We start from the raw sequence: 17,156 nt of genomic DNA on the forward strand, positions 1-17,156 counted from the left end.
AAAAGGCGTAAAATACGCTCTTGTTGCCGCGATTGTTGTGGTTATTGCAAAGAGAGGTTTGGGTGGAACAGTTTGATGTTGTCGTCATTGGCGCGGGTGCCGCAGGGATGTTTTGTGCTGCGCAGGCAGGGCAACTGGGTTGCCGGGTGCTATTACTCGACAACGGCAAAAAACCGGGCCGCAAGATCCTGATGTCTGGCGGTGGGCGCTGTAACTTCACCAACATGTCCGTTGAACCGGCGGCCTACCTCTCGCATAACCCCCATTTCTGCAAATCGGCATTGGCACGCTATACCCAATGGGATTTTATCGATCTGATTAACCGCTACGGCATCGCCTACCACGAAAAAACCTTGGGGCAGCTGTTCTGTGATGATTCTGCACAGCAGGTCGTCGATCTGTTGGTGCAAGAGTGCGAACTGGGTCAGGTGGTAACGCGCCTGCGCAGCGAGGTCCTGAGCGTCGAAAAAACCGACCAGGGCTTTGAATTGGCACTTAACGGCGAGAGTGTGAGTGCTCGCTCACTTGTGGTGGCGAGCGGTGGGCTTTCCATGCCGGGTTTGGGGGCCACCCCCTTTGGCTATAAGTTGGCGGAACAGTTTGGCCTGAAAGTGTTGCCGACCCGGGCCGGTTTGGTGCCCTTTACGCTGCATAAGCCGCTGTTGGAGCAATCCCAGGCGCTGTCTGGCGTTTCGGTTCCCGCAGTGGTCACAGCGGAAGATGGCACCAGCTTTCGTGAAAGCATCTTGTTTACGCATCGGGGGCTTTCTGGTCCGGCTATCTTGCAGATCTCCAGTTACTGGCAGCCTGGTGAGTTTGTGAGCATTAACTTACTTCCAACGCTAGACCTGGTGGGCTTCCTTAACGAACAGCGCCAGGCACATCCTAACCAGAGCCTGAAAAACACTCTGGCTTTGCACTTGCCAAAGCGCCTGGTGGAATTGCTGCAAGAATTGGGGCAACTGCCGGAGGCCACGTTGAAGCAACTCACTCCAACGCAGCAGGCAGCGTTGGTTGATAGTTTGCAAGATTGGCGCGTACAACCCAATGGCACCGAGGGTTACCGCACCGCAGAGGTGACCCTGGGCGGTGTGGACACCAAAGAGCTTTCTTCCAAAACCATGGAGGCGAGTAAGGTGCCGGGCCTGTACTTTATCGGTGAGGTGGTGGACGTGACAGGCTGGTTGGGGGGTTATAACTTCCAGTGGGCCTGGAGTTCCGCTTGGGCCTGCGCGCAAGCTTTGGCTGCGCAGAAATCTTAAAGAGACGGCAGACACTCCTGAAACGGCTCGCCATGAAGAGGCGCGGAATGCCGCGCCCATTCAGATAATCAATCGTCTATTTTAAGAACTTAAGAGATAGGAACATCGGAAGTAATTCAGAATAATGGGCTCGGCTCGTGCGTTGAGGTAAGCGCACTCTTATTCAAATAATAACAAGGAAAGTTCTGCTGATGAAAATCAAATGCGGTTTGGCATTACTGGCTTCTCTGGTGCTGGTTTCCGGCTGTAGCCAAAAGATTTCCTCTTCACGCGTGGCGGCTGCTGATCCTGCCGCTGCACCGGCTCCAGTCGCCCAAGAACATAAACTGGGAACGGCATGGGGTGAGGACGTTTACTCCAAAGTGACCACTGTTGACGCGAAGCGTTTGCATTCCTCTCCAGACAGTGTCGCCAAAGTGTTGTACAGCGCGGCCGCTTCCAATAATGGGCAGTACACCAATGAGATCGTGTTGTCTTCCGTCAGAATGCGGGTGCAGACCGAAAACAATCGGGATTTCGCGCTCAATCGCTATAAAAATGGCGAGTTTTCATTCTCTGCCAATGACGGCGAGCGCTACCAGCTGTTCTTCTATAACACCAGCCCCAGCAAAACCTATGAGGTGGTAACCGCTGTTGACGGTCTGGACGTGATTTCTGGCCGCAGTGGTTCACTGCGTAATTCCGGCTATCTGGTCTCCCCAAAAGGAACCCTGGTGATTGAGGGCTTCCGTAAAAGTGATTCGTCCGTTGCCGCATTCCGTTTTGCAAAACCGGATGACTCCTACGCTGCGAGTTCACTGGCGGGGGAAAAAGAGAATGTCGGCGTGATTGGTGTGGCGGTTTATGAAATGGCCCTGCCGGGCCTGCCTGATTGCCAACCGCAGGCGTTCCCTGCGGATGCTAAATACGCCCCTGCTCCCTGCAAGAAACCGTAATTGCGTGAACGTGGCCCAAAATCTGAGGCCACGTTCAGGCTTCGGGCCTGTTTCCAGCTTCCTCAGACACCCTAGACATACCGGCAGCTCCTGACCCCCGTAGCGGCTATCGCCTCATCGCAGGGTGAACGCTTACCTTTCGACCAGCAAGACCTTGCTCTTGGCCGTTTTCGAGACAATAAATGGCGTACAGGAATAATCTGGTTGGTAATAACTTTACAATTACAACTATCGTGTTTATTCAGAATATCCTTCTGCATCATGCGAACGCATTTTTCTATTGTTTTTAATCGGTAATTAACCGAAAAGTCTGGTTTTTTTTACCCAATTTAGGTTAGGGATAGATAGATTTCGCAGTAGGAATTTTATCTTTTCTAAGTGAAAAATGTGGCGTTATAGAAATTCTGCGAATTATCTTAGCCATTGGCGGGATATAAAAATTTGGCGATCTTTATGCAATGTGACCTATATCAATAAACCATGGCCGGAAAAACCTATCTTGTATAGGGCCAGCTTGGTTAGGGGCGTTTGTGGTTTGTTGTTAGTCGTTAATGCATGTTAACGTGCTGATTATTAATCATATCTAGGCAAGGCAATCAGTCTCAGAGGAAAGTGGTTATGCCATGGAGTCATGAAATTCAACAGGCAATTACCTTGTTACAGGCATGCCAACATCGCCATTCGGACAGCCTGCCCTGTCCGGCCAGGGGGGATGAACCTGGCGCAGTAGGCACTTGCGCAGAAAAAATCATGCCGTCAATCATCCTGCTTAATGCGTTTGCCGATGTACTTCCGCAGCATCAGGAATTACATCGTCTTGGTATGGTGCTGGAGGCCCAGGGCCGGATCAACAAATTGACTCAAGGGGAGAGCTACAGCCAAAGCGCACTGGCGTATTTACGTGCGCAAATCGAACCCTGACAGTTCCATCTCTACCCCTTGTATTTTAGCGAGGGGTTGCTTTTTGGTTCGTATGGTACCGGCTCATTATTAACGAGCTATTTATTTCACCGTACTTTGAACTTATGCTGTTGGATAAGGGGGGAGGGCCAATATAGGGTAGAACGCCCGGGTATTTTATCGATATAATTCTATTTCCGCAGAAAGTATTATTAATTGCTTTTACACGTATACCTATTATCGTGCCGTTGGGGGCGAATGGGGCTAAACTACTACATTATTAACACGGCCAGCCGTACATGCGTAGTATTATTAATGTGCCAAGAGCGACCTTGACTCCTCTCGGCTCAGCAACATTTTATTCAGCTTGGTTCTATACTGCATCAACCGCTCTCCACATGCGCTGAGCTGGCCGGTTTGCAGAGCGATTAACAACTTGCCTGAATTTTTTTACTGGCAGAAAATACCCTCATGGATTTCAGCTGGCAGCCAGCAGTTCGCCGCTGAAAGAGGAGAGTCGCGCAACAAGCCGGAGTGAGCATGAAGGGCAGTAATGAATTACTGGTATTGGAAGGCATCCATTATCAAATTGACGAGCAGGTTATTCTGGATGCCGTTTCTTTCACCCTGAAGTCGGGCGAATTTAAGTTGATCACCGGGCCTTCGGGGTGTGGCAAGAGTACTTTGTTGAAGATCGTTTCCTCATTGCTTAGCCCAACTCGTGGCAACATCATTTTCAACGGTAAAAATATTGATGACGTTGCCCCAGAAGAGTACCGCAAGCAGGTTTCTTACTGCTTCCAAACGCCAGCCCTGTTTGGTGACACCGTCTACGATAACCTCGCGTTACCCTATCAAATTCGTAAACTGAAACCCGATGAGAAGAAAATCCGCCAGGATCTGACACTGTTGGCCTTGCCGGATAGCATGTTGAAAAAAGGTATCAACGAGCTCTCCGGCGGTGAGAAACAACGTATTTCCTTGATCAGAAATCTGCAATTTATGCCAAAGGTACTGCTGCTTGATGAGATCACCAGTGCTCTGGATGAAGATAACAAACGTAACGTCAATGAGTTGATCCGCCGCCTGGTGGCCGAGCAAGGTCTAGGGGTACTATGGGTTACACACGATAAGGATGAAATTGCGCATGCGGACGAGGTGATCACCCTGCCGCTGAGCCGCATCGATAGCCAGGAGAAAGCTCATGAGTCAGCATAATATCACCAACGAATCATTAGGCTTGTCGATGCTCCTGGTGATTGTCGCCATTCTGATCAGCCACAAAGAGAAGCTGGCACTGGAAAAAGACATTATCTGGAGCATTTGCCGTGCGGTGGTACAGTTGGTTATCGTCGGCTACGTTTTAAAATATATCTTTGATTTGGATAATGGACTATTAACGGTGTTGATGGTGCTGTTTATCTGCTTCAATGCAGCATATAACGCGAAAAAGCGCAGTAAGTATATCGATAACGCGTTTACCATTTCGTTTATTGCCATTACTGCAGGGGCGACGTTGACGCTGGTAGTGCTGGTACTGAGCGGCTCGATTGCCTTTACGCCAATGCAGGTGCTCCCCATTTCCGGCATGATTGCTGGCAACGCGATGGTGGCGGTAGGTCTGTGCTACAACAACCTTGGGCAACGTTTTAAAGACCAACAGCAGAAGATCCAGGAAATGCTCAGCCTGGGAGCATCCCCCAAATTCGCTTCTGCGGCTCTGATCCGTGACAGTATTCGTGCATCGCTGATCCCGACGATAGACTCCGCTAAAACGGTTGGTCTGGTAAGCCTGCCAGGAATGATGTCCGGTTTGATCTTTGCTGGTATCGATCCGGTAAAAGCCATCAAGTATCAGATTATGGTGACATTTATGCTGCTTTCTACCGCCAGCCTGTCAACCATCATCGCCTGCTATCTGGCTTATAGGAAGTTCTACAACCAGCGTGAGCAACTGGTGGTTCATACGCTCAAATAGGCACTTCTCGCCCTACCTACGCAGTATGTGTAAAGCGAGGCTCTCTGTAGCCTACGGGCAGCTTGTGCGTTTATCCTTGCAGCAATGCAATACTGTGGCGGATCTCGCGTTCGATATCGCCCTCTGTCCAGGTGTTTAGCTGTGACGAGAACGGCTCGAAGGCATAGATCCCCCGGTAGCCCAAACGTTCCAGGTTCTGTACCTGGGCTACGCTTGCCAACCGATCTTTATCGCTCAGCATAATGCGTTGTTCATCGCTTAATGCGCCTTTGACGAGCGGATCCTCAACGCCAGAGAGATGCACCAAACCAATCTGCTCAACCCGGATCTGAGCGTCAAACTCTGGTTGTGTTACGTCGCTCAGATAGTGGTGGAACGTATCCAGCACTATCTTATAGGGTGCGCCAGAATCACGAATGATTGCCTGTGCCAGCAAGGAAGAGCGCAGTGAACTTATGCCAAACCCCAATGGTTCCACGTAGCCCTCAACGCCGTATTGTTTGAACAGCGGAGCGAGTAGCCGTAGTGCAGCCAGCGTATCTTCCCTCTTTTGTGATTCACTGCGCCGGTCGCTCGCGTTGCAATGTGGGCACATCACCACCGCCTTGCTATGGATGGCTTTTGCCTGAACCAGCAACGCTTCAGCGTTTTTCAGCAATGCTGCTTGATCTTCCAGCAGGTTGAACATTCCCAGCGCGTTGATGGTGACGATCTCAATGCCGAACTCTTCGGCCAGTGCGTTTAACTGCTCGTTGCTCAGGTTGTCGGACACTTTGCCACCCGACATATCGTTGCGCAGTTCGGCCTTGTTTAACCCACATCTTTTCACCAGGCGGAAGAAGTTCTCCAGAGTGAGGTTGGGGGCTATCTTACGGTTGATACAAAAACGTGCTAACGCAATGGCCATGCTGCATCACTCCTGGATTTGTGGGCTTTAGGCTTTGCCATCTTCTGCCGTGACGATTTCAGATAGCGGTTGGCGATAGCGTTTTGCCATCACGACGTCTTCCATTCTTTCCAGTGAAACGCCCTTGGTTTCTGGAATAAAGCGGGCAATAAACCAATAGCTGAACAGGCAGCAGGCGGCAAACACCCACATTGGGAACGCCCCGTGGAAGGTGGAGAACAGATAAGGTTGGTCATTGATCATCGGGAAGCTCTGGGCCACGACGAAGTTGGCCAGCCACATACAGCCAACGGCAATGCTCATCCCCTGTGAACGCATGCGGTTGGGGAAGATTTCGGAAACCAGCACCCAGGCACCCACGCCCCATGACATGGCGTAGAACACCATAAAGAACAGCATGCCAAACAGCGCAAAGTAGCCAGTTGCCTGGGTATACAAGGCATAAGAGGTGATTAGCAGACCAACGATGGTGCCCAGGGTGCCCCAGCGCATCAGTGGAATACGGCCTAAGCGATCCATCAACATCGCGCCGATCACTGAGCCGACCAGTTGCAATACGCCGATCCAGATGGTCTGGAACAGGGCTTCTTGCGCGTTTTCGGTCACGGTTTTCAGCACCACCGGGGCGTAATACATCATGACGTTAACCCCCGTCACCTGTTGCAGCATGGCGATCATACAGCCGACAAACAGAATGAAGCGTACGCGCACGTCGCCATAATTCAGCTTTTGCTTGCGGTGCTGCTCGTCCTGGCGAAGCGACTCCTTGATTTCTCTCAAAACGCTTTTAGCATGCTCAGCATTTGAAACTCGGGTCAGCATGGCTAAAGCCTGATCGTCGCGGCCTACCATTACGCTCCAGCGTGGTGATTCGGGGATGACAAAGACCAAGGCGGTGAACAGCAGGCAGGGGATCACCTCTGAGCCAATCATCCAGCGCCAGCCCATCTCAATCAGCCAGGCTTCGCTCGCATAGCTGGCAATCTTGAAGTTAACGTAAAAAATCACGATCTGACCGAACACGATGGCGAACTGCTGCATGCTGAGCGCCCGGCCCCGCATATCCTTCGGTGAGACTTCTGACATGTACATGGGGGATACCGTTGCGGCCAGCCCGACGGCGAGACCCCCGATGATGCGATAGATAACAAACCAAGTGAAGGTGGTGGCCAAAGCAGCACCGACTGCAGAGACGGTAAACAGGAGGGCGGCGACCACCAGGGCCTTTTTTCGGCCATAGCGCCCGGCCAGCGGCCCAGCGCCGAAGGCACCGACCACGCAGCCGATCACTACGTTGGACACGGCCCAGCCGGTTTCTGCCGGGCTGAGGTCAAAGTAGGCTTTAAGGGCCTCGATAGCGCCAGAAATCACGGCGGTGTCATAACCAAACAGAATGCCGCCGAGTGCCGCAATCCCGCAGATACGCAGAATATACCCAGTATTGTGTTTACGCTGATGTGACATATGTTGCTCCGATTTTTATCCAGGCTTCTGCCTACTTAAGTGACTTATAGGGGGTAGGGAGGCAGAAGGGTGAACCGTGCCTGTCATCAAGGCGGTGTTTTTCAGGGGGCCTTTGGCAGACAAGAACATTTATTTCATATTTAGTGAATAATGAAATATTTATTTTTAGATCCAGTTCAAAAAATTGAGTATAAATAGGGCAAATGTTCAGCCCGATTTGCATAGCAGATTGGAAAATTGACTCCTCCAGGCGGGCAAGTGTATCTGTTTAAAAAATAGAGATTACTGCGTAAGGCCACGCAGCTGGCGGATCGCGGATAGCATCGTTTGCCACCACCCGCTCTGCCTACGGGAATGGCAAATTTGCGATCGGCGGCACTAAAAACAAATTTTCTAAAAACTTTTATTTGAAACTTTTTTTTCAATAGAATAGAGTTTGATTCATCTGGTCAGGATTTAATCTGCCTGTGGGCCGTACTCTTGCAGACGGCACGATGAACGTCACGGTATGCGGCAATGCTTCAGGTCGTGGCGATAGCGGACTTAAAAGAGGGTGAAACATGAAAACCGTGGGTAACTTTATTGGTGGGCAGGTTTGCCTGAGCAGCAGTAATCAAACCGTCGACGTGCACAATCCGGCTAGTGGCCAGGTTGAACGCCGGGTGACGCAGAGCACCGCCGCCGAGGTGAAACAGGCTATTGATGTCGCCCATCAGGCATTTACCGACTGGGCGCGTACCACGCCGCTGCGCCGGGCGCGTATCATGTTCAATTTCAAAGCATTGCTAGAGCAGCACCGCGAAGAGTTGGCGCAACTGATCGTCAGTGAACATGGCAAAGTCTATTCCGATGCGCTGGGTGAATTGACCCGTGGCATGGAGGTGGTGGAGTTTGCCTGCGGTATTCCGCACCTGATCAAAGGGGAATACTCACCGGATGTCGGCACCGGCGTGGACAGTTTCTCGTTGATGCAGCCACTGGGTGTTGTGGCCGGGATCACGCCGTTTAACTTCCCGGCTATGGTGCCGATGTGGATGTTCCCTATCGCGCTGGCCTGTGGTAATACCTTCGTCTTGAAGCCTCCGGCGTTGGTGCCTTCGGCCTCCGTGCGCCTGGCAGAACTGCTGAAAGAGGCGGGCCTGCCGGATGGGGTGTTCAACGTCGTGCATTGTGGCAATGAAGAGGCCTCGCAGCTATGCACCGATCCACGCATTCAGGCGGTGAGCTTCGTTGGCTCATCTACGGTTGCAGAGCATATTTACACCACCGCCAGTGCGCATGGCAAGCGTGTACAAGCCTTTGGGGCCGCCAAAAATCAGGCTATCGTCATGCCGGATGCGGATCTGGATGCCACGGTCAATGCGCTGATGGGAGGGGCATTTGGCTCGGCCGGTGAACGTTGCATGGCGCTGCCGGTGGCCGTCGTGGTTGGTGATAGCACGGCGGATAAACTGATTGCCAAACTCAAACCGCTGATCGCCCAACTGCGGGTTGGCCCCGGCATGCAGCAAGGCGGTGAGGAAAATGAAATGGGGCCGTTGGTCTCATCCGCCCATCAGAAAAAAGTGCTGGGATACATTGATATTGGCGTTAAAGAGGGCGCAACGCTGGTGGTCGATGGCCGCGATTATCAGGTGCCGGGTTATCCAGAGGGTTACTACGTGGGCGGCACCCTGTTCGACAACGTACAACCTGATATGCGCATCTATCGCGAAGAGATCTTTGGGCCGGTGTTGGGCATTGTGCGTGTGGCCGATTACCAAACGGCCATCGATACGGTGAACAGCCACGAGTTTGGTAACGGCAGCGCCATTTTCACCAATAACGGCCACTATGCTCGCCAGTTTGTGCATGAGGTTCAGGCGGGGATGGTGGGGGTTAACGTGCCGGTACCGGTGCCGATGGCTTTCCACAGCTTTGGCGGCTGGAAACGTTCAGTATTCGGTGCGCTTAACGTACATGGCACTGACGGCGTGCGATTCTATACCCGCATGAAGACGGCCACCGCACGTTGGCCAACCGGCCAGCAAACGGTATCCGAATACAGTATGCCAACGCTGGGCTAAACCGCAGCCAGGTATGCCGAGGCCGTTATTCCATCGGGATAGCGGCCGTTGTCGCTGGTATCAATGCATTGCAGCCACACTCACAAGCACGGGATTTAAGGAGCATTGTCATGTCATCATTACTTGCGAAATGTCAGCAACCGGATGCGCAGGGGCGTATTCAGTCCGTCACCCCGGAAAATGCCGGCTGGCGTTTTGTCGGGTTTGAGGTCTATCGGTTAGCGGCCGGGCAGTCGTTGCGGTTGGAGAGTGGCGACAAGGAGCTTTGCCTGGTGCTGGTGGCGGGAATTGCCTCTGTGGTAACGCAACGAGCGGAGTATCCACACATTGGTAAGCGGATGAGCCCGTTTGAGCGCACTCCACCTTACTCCGTTTATATACCGCATCACGACCATGCTGAAGTCCGGGCAGAAACCGATCTGGAATTGGCGGTATGCAGCGCACCGGGTAACGGACATCTGCCTTCACGCTTGATCACCCCGGCAGACGTCGGCGTGGAGCGGCGGGGTAAAGGCCGTAACCAACGGCTGGTACACAATATTCTGCCTGATAGCCAACCGGCTGACAGCCTGCTGGTGGTTGAGGTTTATACCGACGAAGGCAATACCAGCTCCTACCCAAGCCATAAGCACGACCAGGAAGACTCGCCGGACGAAACCTACCTGGAAGAAACCTATTACCACCGTCTTAACCCTGAACAAGGGTTCTGCCTGCAACGTGTCTATACCGACGATCGCTCGCTGGATGAGTGTATGCCGGTCTATAACCGCGATGTGGTGAAAGTGCCGCGCGGTTACCATCCGGTGGCAACCCTGGCCGGATATGACAATTACTATCTCAATGTGATGGCGGGGCCGGTACGCCTGTGGAAGTTCACCTGGGAAAAAGATCACGCCTGGATCAACAGCGAGAGCTATTGATACTGACAAGGTAGGGGCCGCCGCACACTGCGGCCCTTTTCGAATATTACAGCTCTTTGGCGTTATTCAGTGCCAATGATACCGCCAGCGTCTGTGCCAGACACATGGAGGCCACCTGCGAGCGGAAACCATCTACCTGCGCTTCGCGCACTACAAAACAGACATCGCTGAAGGCGGCAAGCGGGCTGACCTGGCTGTCGGTAATGGCGATCAGCTGTGCGCCCTGCTTGGCACCCAACTCCACCAGTTCTACCGCTTCTTTGGCATAAGGCGAATAGCTTATGGCGATCACCACGTCCTTGGGCTTCACCATGCTGAGCTGTTCGGTAAACATCCCGCCTAACCCGTCGATCAGGAAGGCGCGCCTTTCCAGGTGGCGCAGGGCATAGGTGAGATATGAAGCTACGCTGAACGAGCGGCGCAGGCCGATCACATAGATATTTTCCGCGCTATTCAGCAGCTCTACCGCCCGATCCAACTGCTCGGCGCTGGTTTGCATCGCCAACTGTTGTAGCGCCTGCGAGTTGACCATCGTAAACACGTTAAGGATTTCTGCCGGCTTTTCCGGGGCAACGCTGTCGTCGGTAGAGGTTTGGCGGAACAGGCGTGCGCGCTCGGTATAGTTCATCGTTTCTTCCATCAGATGCTGGCGGAAAACCTGCTTCATTTCGTTGAAGCCGCTAAAGCCAAAGGCGTTGGCGAAACGGATCAGGGTAGATGGCGGCACGCTGGCCTGTGCGGCGATGGAGGCAACGGTATCGAAAGCAATGCTGTTACTGTTATCCAGAATGTATCGTGCTACCTGTTTCAAGCGCTTGCTCAGCGTTTCATAACGGCGGCGGATCTCGTCCTGTAACAGCGAAAGTTGAGTTGGGTTAGTCATCCATTCGGCTCGCAGTATTGGCTGAGGCGTATTGGGTATACGCTGAAGATATTGTCCGGTTATTCTAACAGATGGAGTGGACATTTCATTTCTACAAAAAGCGATTTATTTCGTCGCCAGTTGCGTTACTTCACAGAAAATGGGCAAAAAAATCCCCTTAAAGCAGCGAAAATCACTTTAAGGGGCAGGTTCATTAACAACGCCAGCTTAACTCCGGCTGGTTTTACTCGCAGGCTGCGGGCGATATTGCCGCCAGAAACCGATCAGCGTCAGGTATTTCTGTTTCACCTGTTCGACCAGCCCGAGGTCATCGATCTCACCTTGTAGCCAAAGGCGTGAAGAAGTGCCAAAAATGGTGCGGCCAACCGCGAAACCTTTTACCCAGTGGGCATCTGCCGCTGCGGAGAACCCGGTTTTCAGCGTTTCCTGTGGGGAGTCTAGCCCGAGGATCAGCACCCCGCGGCAGAATGGGTCGTGAGTTTCAATCAATTCCCCCACTTTTTGCCAGTTGGCGGCACTCAGCGGCGGCAATTTCCACCAGTCTGGCAGAACGCCCAACCGGTAGAAATGTTCCATCACCTGCAGATAGTTGCGCTCGTCTTTGTCGGCATGACCTTCTGGCAAAATGACTTCCAGCAACAGCTCATGGCCCGATTTGCAGCAGCCACGATACACGTCAACGATCAGCTCATCCTGCTCACGGCGCAGCGTTTCGGCATCCTGTGGATGATAAAATACCAGGCATTTGACCACGTGCTCTTGGGGCCAGTCGATCAGCTGCGAGCCAATGTTGCCGTGCTCCAACCGCAAAGGGCGGGAGCTCGGCAACTCCACCGGGCGGCCAATCCACCAGCCTTGGCCAGTAATGGCATTCAACGCCGCCTGGCCGTAGGTAGTATCTGCCAGAATACCGCTGTTGCCGTGTAACCCCGCTTCGGCAGCTGCAGCCTGTGCGGCGGCCAACAATAACGTTTTTAACTGTGGGATCCGCTCTGTACTCACTCCTGCCTCTCGCGCCATTTCTGCCAACTGCTTGCGATGATCAAAGGCAAATACGCACAGTTCCGGCCACTGCTGTTTACGTGTGGTAACGCGGTGTAAATGGTTCAGACGGGCATCCAGATCCGGGCGTTTCACCTCTTGTTCGCGTTGCAGGTAATCGTCCAGCTCCAGCTTGGTCGGCATCGCGGGGGCGCAGCCGTGGCGTGACACTACCAGCGCACCGCAGGCATTGGCGTAACGGCAAGCCTGATCCCAACCCTCATCATTAAGATAGCCACGTAGCAGGCCAGACATAAAGGCATCACCCGCGCCGAGCACGTTTAAAACGTCAACGCGAACGCCAGAATGCAGTTTGACATGCTGCCAATCGGTGGGGATCTCCCCTTCAAATACCGAGCACCCCTGCGCCCCTCGCTTGCACACCAACGTGGCCTGGGTGACCTTACGGACGTTTTGCAGCGCGACCAGCGTATCGGTGCTTCCGCCAGCGATATGGAACTCTTCTTCAGTCCCCACGATGAGATTGAAATGGTGCAGAACTTCCTGCAACTCGCGGGTCACCTTTTCCGATTCGATAAAGCGGGTCTCGCCATCGCCTAACGAGGTCAACCCCCACAGCACTGGCCGATAATCGATATCCAACGCGGTACGCAGCCCGTGGCGGTGGGCGTATTCCAACGCTTGAAGTACCGCTGCGCGCGTTTTGGGATGGGAAAGGTGGGTGCCGGTGATCGCCAGGGCCCGTGATGATGCGATGTAGTTTTCATCGATATCCTCGGGTGTCAGCGCCATGTCGGCACAGTTTTCGCGGTAGAAAATCAGTGGGAAGGTTTCCTGATCCTTGATGCCCAGGATCACCAGGCCAGTCAGGCGCTGCTTATCGGTGATCAGACTCTGCGTGTCCGCGCCGACGCGCTGGAGTTCTTCACGCAGAAAGCGGCCCATGTGCTCATCCCCTACGCGAGCCAGCATGCCGGATTTTAACCCTTGGATCGCGGTGCCATAGGCCACGTTGCCGGAGGAGCCGCCAAGATATTTGGCGAATGAGCTGGCATCTTCCAGGCGTGCGCCGATTTGTTGAGCATAGAAATCGACAGCGATGCGCCCGAGGCAAATGACATCAAGCTGCTTTTGTTGTGTGGCCATACCCGTTTCCTTCTGTCATTAAGCAAAACCGATTGCGACCCGGTAAAGGAGCTAAGTAGGAAGCATGGTGCGAAGTATGAGGAATAAAAATTTCAATTTCAATACGAAATGAAATTTACACCCCGTAAACGTGATGCATTTAAAAGCAGCCTATAACGGACGGCCTGCCGATCTGGCATATTATTATTGATATAACAGTACATTGCGGAAATTTCCTGCACAAGCGAGCGCCATCTTGATGGTTGCTGGTTCGATCGGCGAGTGGGCGCATCGATCGAAAGAGAGTGATGATGAATTTATACTTAATCAATTGAATTATATAAACAACTTAAGCTTTGGTGGTTTGGTAATATGCGATCTTTATCGCAAAATGAAATGTTTTTTCTGTATTGATATTTTATGAAAAATATATTTGTTTATAATCAATGCACGTTTCAAACCGCTTATTGCATGAGCAGTGTGTAACAACCCAGACAAGATTATCACTGCTTTTGTGTAACGACGTCAGCGCTACGCCACCGGCTACACCTGTCTGCTCGCACACCACCATCTGCAGCAGGCTCGGGATAACGCCAAATGAAAGGGTGAGTAAAATGGGTAAGATCAAGTTGACCATGGCACAGGCGTTGGTCAGATTTCTCGACAACCAGTACATGCTGGTAGACGGTGTCGAAACCAAATTCGTCAAGGGTATCTTCGCCATTTTCGGCCACGGTAACGTACTCGGCCTGGGGCAGGCTCTGGAGCAAGACTGTGGCGATCTGCTGGTGCATCAAGGGCGCAATGAACAGGGAATGGCGCATGCCGCTACCGGGTTTGCCAAGCAGAAGCTGCGCCAGCAGATCTACGCTTGCACTTCTTCCATCGGCCCCGGCGCAGCCAATATGATTACCGCTGCGGCCACTGCCACGGCTAACCGCATTCCTTTACTGCTGCTACCGGGCGATGTGTACGCCTCTCGCCAGCCCGATCCGGTATTGCAACAGATCGAACAATCCTACGATTTAAGCATCAGTACCAACGACGCATTTCGCGCTGTCAGTAAATATTGGGATCGCATTGTGCGCCCAGAACAACTGATGAGCGCCTGCATTAATGCCATGCGCGTGCTGACCGATCCGGCAGAAACTGGTGCCGTTACGCTTTGCCTGCCGCAGGACGTTCAGGGCGAAGCCTACGATTACCCAGACTATTTCTTCCACAAACGGCTGCATCGCCTTGAGCGTCGTCCGGCCAGCCAAGAATCTCTGGCAGAGGCTTTGGCGTTGGTGGTGGGTAAATGCAAGCCGTTGATAATCTGCGGTGGCGGAGTGAAGTATTCGCAGGCTGGGCAGGCGTTGCAGCAGTTTGCTGAACGCTTCCATATTCCGTTTGCCGAAACTCAGGCTGGTAAAGGTACGATGCTTTCCGCTCATCCTTATAACGTGGGGGGCATCGGTGAAACCGGCTGTCTGGCGGCCAACACGCTGGCGAAGCGGGCAGACCTGGTGATCGGCATCGGTACCCGTTACAGCGATTTCACCACCTCGTCCAAATGGCTATTCCAAAATCCGGATGTGGCCTTCCTTAACATCAACGTCAGCGCGTTTGATGCTGGCAAGCTGGACGGTCTGCAAGTCTTGGCAGATGCCCGTGCGGCTCTGGCCTCTCTCAGCCCGCTGTTGGCTCAGGCGGATTATCGTGCTGATTGGCAAGACACTATCAGCAAGGCGCTTGGCGAACAGCAGAAAGAGACCGAGCGTGTCTATCAAGTGACCTATACCGGCGAAGGCTTTGTGCCGGAAGTCGACGACAGCCTCGATCGTGAACAGGTGTTTGCCGAGTTTATCGAAAAAACCGGCTCCGTATTAACCCAAAGCCGAGTGCTGGGGGTGCTGAATGAGCATTTACCGCAGGACAGCGTCATCGTTGCCGCCGCTGGCAGTTTGCCGGGCGATTTGCAGCGAGTGTGGCAAAACCGGGGTGAGCACGGCTATCACGTGGAATACGGCTACTCCTGTATGGGCTATGAGGTTAACGCCGCGTTAGGCGTCAAGCTTGCGGAGCCGCAGCGCGAAGTTTACGCCATGGTGGGGGATGGGGCGTTCATGATGCTGCATTCTGAGCTGGTCACCTCGATCCAGGAAGGTTGCAAAATCAACGTGGTGTTGTTCGACAACATGACCAACGGCTGTATCAACAACCTGCAGATAGGGCACGGCATGGGGAGCTACACCACCGAGTTCCGCTTCCGTAATCCGCAAGGCAACAAACTGGATGGCAAGCTCGTTCCGGTTAACTTTGCCATGTTAGCGGCGGCCTATGGTTGCAAAACCTACAGCATTACTACAGAACAACAGCTGATCGATGCGCTAGCAGATGCCCGTAAGCAACAGGTTTCCACCCTGCTCGATATCAAAGTGCTGCCAAAAACCATGGTCCACAACTATCTCAGTTGGTGGCGTGTGGGGGGGGCCCAGGTGGCTGAAAGTGAAAAAATTATTGCCGTCGCCCGCAAGCTGCAGGAGAACATCGATAAAGCCCGCGACTACTGATAACGCAATGCCTTGCAATCATAGGTGCGGCGGAGAACGCCGCGCATAAATAATCCGATCTACTTCAGACCTTGCGTCTGCCGTTTACAGTCCACGAGGATAACGAAAATGACATTGAACATTGGGGTTATTGGTACCGGTGCTATTGGTAGGGATCATATCCGCCGTTGCAGCCAGGTGTTGCAGGGTAGCAGAGTGGTTGCGGTGAATGACATCAATCGAGACAGTGCGGCCAAGGTGGTCAGCGAACTGAAACTGGACGCCAAGGTTTATGACAATGCTCACGATCTGATCAACTCCTCAGACGTCCAGGCGGTGTTGGTCACGTCATGGGGGCCGAGCCATGAAGAGTTTGTGCTGGCCGCCATTGCTGTGGGTAAACCCGTGTTTTGCGAGAAACCGCTGGCGGTCACGGCACAGGGTTGCAAAAACATCGTGGATGCCGAAGCCAGGCATGGCAAACGCCTGGTACAGGTGGGCTTTATGCGCCCTTACGATCAGGGCTACCGGGCGCTGAAACAGGTACTAACCAGCGGCCAGATCGGCGAACCGCTGATGCTGCATTGTGCCCACCGTAATCCAAGGGTCGGTGAAGCCTACACCACGGATATGGCCATTACCGATACGCTCATTCACGAGTTAGACGTGCTGCGTTGGCTGCTGGACGATGATTACGTCTCGGTGCAAGTAGTGTTCCCACGCAAGAGCAGCAAAGCCCTGCCGCATTTGAGAGACCCGCAGATTGTGCTGATGGAAACGGCCAAGGGCACCCGCATTGACGTCGAAATTTTTGTTAACTGCCAATACGGCTACGACATTCAGTGTGAGGTGGTGGGGGAAACCGGCATTGCCAAGCTACCAGAGCCTTCCGCGGTGCAAATGCGCAGCGGTGCCAAACTGTCCACCGAGATCCTGGTCGACTGGAAAGACCGCTTTATCGGTGCCTATGATGTTGAACTGCAAGCCTTTATCAATGACGTTCAGGCCGGCAATCTCACCGGGCCTTCTGCTTGGGATGGCTTTGCCGCTGCGGTGGCGGCGGATGCCTGTATCGCCGCGCAGACCAGTGGTGAAGTGGTGCCAGTGACCTTGCCTGCCCGTCCTGGCTTCTATGGTAAATAACTTTCTTGGCCAAGCCGGTGGGAAAGATAGCCGGTAA

At 53.2% G+C, this 17,156-nt stretch carries 13 protein-coding genes; 9 read left to right on the forward strand and 4 right to left on the reverse strand.

All coding sequences use genetic code 11. The features are described from left to right. The first annotated feature begins 62 nt into the window (after positions 1-62). From ACMV5H_RS07050 to fetB, 5 genes are all read left to right on the forward strand, one after another. Positions 63-1,262, forward strand: coding sequence for an NAD(P)/FAD-dependent oxidoreductase (locus ACMV5H_RS07050; RefSeq protein ID WP_065683979.1), 1,200 nt, complete (start codon positions 63-65; stop codon positions 1,260-1,262). Between the two features lie 191 nt (positions 1,263-1,453). After that, positions 1,454-2,197, forward strand: coding sequence for a hypothetical protein (locus ACMV5H_RS07055; RefSeq protein WP_414821634.1), 744 nt, complete (start codon positions 1,454-1,456; stop codon positions 2,195-2,197). Positions 2,198-2,815: 618 nt separating this feature from the next. Continuing rightward, the gene (locus tag ACMV5H_RS07060) at positions 2,816-3,118 is read left to right on the forward strand and encodes a hypothetical protein (protein WP_094982411.1); all 303 of its coding nucleotides are present in this window, start codon (positions 2,816-2,818) and stop codon (positions 3,116-3,118) included. A 519-nt stretch (positions 3,119-3,637) separates the two neighbouring features. Then, on the forward strand, positions 3,638-4,315 hold the full coding sequence (gene fetA, locus ACMV5H_RS07065) for an iron efflux ABC transporter ATP-binding subunit FetA (RefSeq protein ID WP_021181766.1): 678 nt from the start codon (positions 3,638-3,640) through the stop codon (positions 4,313-4,315). Next, positions 4,302-5,075, forward strand: coding sequence for an iron efflux ABC transporter permease subunit FetB (fetB, locus tag ACMV5H_RS07070; protein ID WP_414821635.1), 774 nt, complete (start codon positions 4,302-4,304; stop codon positions 5,073-5,075). Before fetA ends, fetB begins: the two co-directional genes overlap by 14 nt. 70 nt (positions 5,076-5,145) lie before the next feature. Here the strand turns inward: fetB and ACMV5H_RS07075 are convergent, their stop codons facing one another. Further along, positions 5,146-5,982 (reverse strand): TIM barrel protein, encoded by an 837-nt coding sequence (locus ACMV5H_RS07075; protein ID WP_414821636.1) that lies wholly within the window; start codon positions 5,980-5,982, stop codon positions 5,146-5,148. A gap of 27 nt (positions 5,983-6,009) precedes the next feature. Further along, positions 6,010-7,446 (reverse strand): sugar porter family MFS transporter, encoded by a 1,437-nt coding sequence (locus tag ACMV5H_RS07080; RefSeq protein WP_021807415.1) that lies wholly within the window; start codon positions 7,444-7,446, stop codon positions 6,010-6,012. Positions 7,447-8,006: 560 nt separating this feature from the next. Here ACMV5H_RS07080 and ACMV5H_RS07085 point away from each other — a divergent pair. Together ACMV5H_RS07085 and iolB are read left to right on the forward strand one after the other, a co-directional pair. Further along, positions 8,007-9,512, forward strand: a complete 1,506-nt coding sequence (locus ACMV5H_RS07085) for a CoA-acylating methylmalonate-semialdehyde dehydrogenase (protein ID WP_024482786.1) — start codon at positions 8,007-8,009, stop codon at positions 9,510-9,512. A gap of 110 nt (positions 9,513-9,622) precedes the next feature. Continuing rightward, a complete protein-coding gene (gene iolB / locus ACMV5H_RS07090; protein ID WP_115159378.1) occupies positions 9,623-10,432 on the forward strand; it encodes a 5-deoxy-glucuronate isomerase in 810 nt (269 codons plus the stop codon). Positions 10,433-10,478: 46 nt separating this feature from the next. On the opposite strand, the gene ACMV5H_RS07095 is transcribed toward iolB, so the two are convergent. Continuing rightward, positions 10,479-11,315: a MurR/RpiR family transcriptional regulator gene (locus ACMV5H_RS07095; protein ID WP_414821637.1), complete on the reverse strand. Its 837-nt coding sequence runs from the start codon at positions 11,313-11,315 to the stop codon at positions 10,479-10,481. Between the two features lie 207 nt (positions 11,316-11,522). Then, positions 11,523-13,463 carry a bifunctional 5-dehydro-2-deoxygluconokinase/5-dehydro-2-deoxyphosphogluconate aldolase gene (locus tag ACMV5H_RS07100; protein WP_115159379.1) on the reverse strand — a complete coding sequence of 647 codons (1,941 nt, stop codon included), beginning with the start codon at positions 13,461-13,463 and terminating at the stop codon, positions 11,523-11,525. A gap of 593 nt (positions 13,464-14,056) precedes the next feature. On the opposite strand from ACMV5H_RS07100, the gene iolD reads away from it, so the two are divergent. Together iolD and ACMV5H_RS07110 are read left to right on the forward strand one after the other, a co-directional pair. After that, the gene (gene iolD, locus ACMV5H_RS07105; protein ID WP_414821638.1) at positions 14,057-15,997 is read left to right on the forward strand and encodes a 3D-(3,5/4)-trihydroxycyclohexane-1,2-dione acylhydrolase (decyclizing); all 1,941 of its coding nucleotides are present in this window, start codon (positions 14,057-14,059) and stop codon (positions 15,995-15,997) included. A gap of 108 nt (positions 15,998-16,105) precedes the next feature. Next, positions 16,106-17,119 carry a Gfo/Idh/MocA family protein gene (locus tag ACMV5H_RS07110; RefSeq protein WP_059199437.1) on the forward strand — a complete coding sequence of 338 codons (1,014 nt, stop codon included), beginning with the start codon at positions 16,106-16,108 and terminating at the stop codon, positions 17,117-17,119. Positions 17,120-17,156 lie beyond the last annotated feature (37 nt).

Origin of the sequence: Serratia sp. N21D137, from assembly GCF_047530005.1 — a bacterium.
Classification (GTDB): Bacteria; Pseudomonadota; Gammaproteobacteria; order Enterobacterales; family Enterobacteriaceae; genus Chania; species Chania fonticola_B.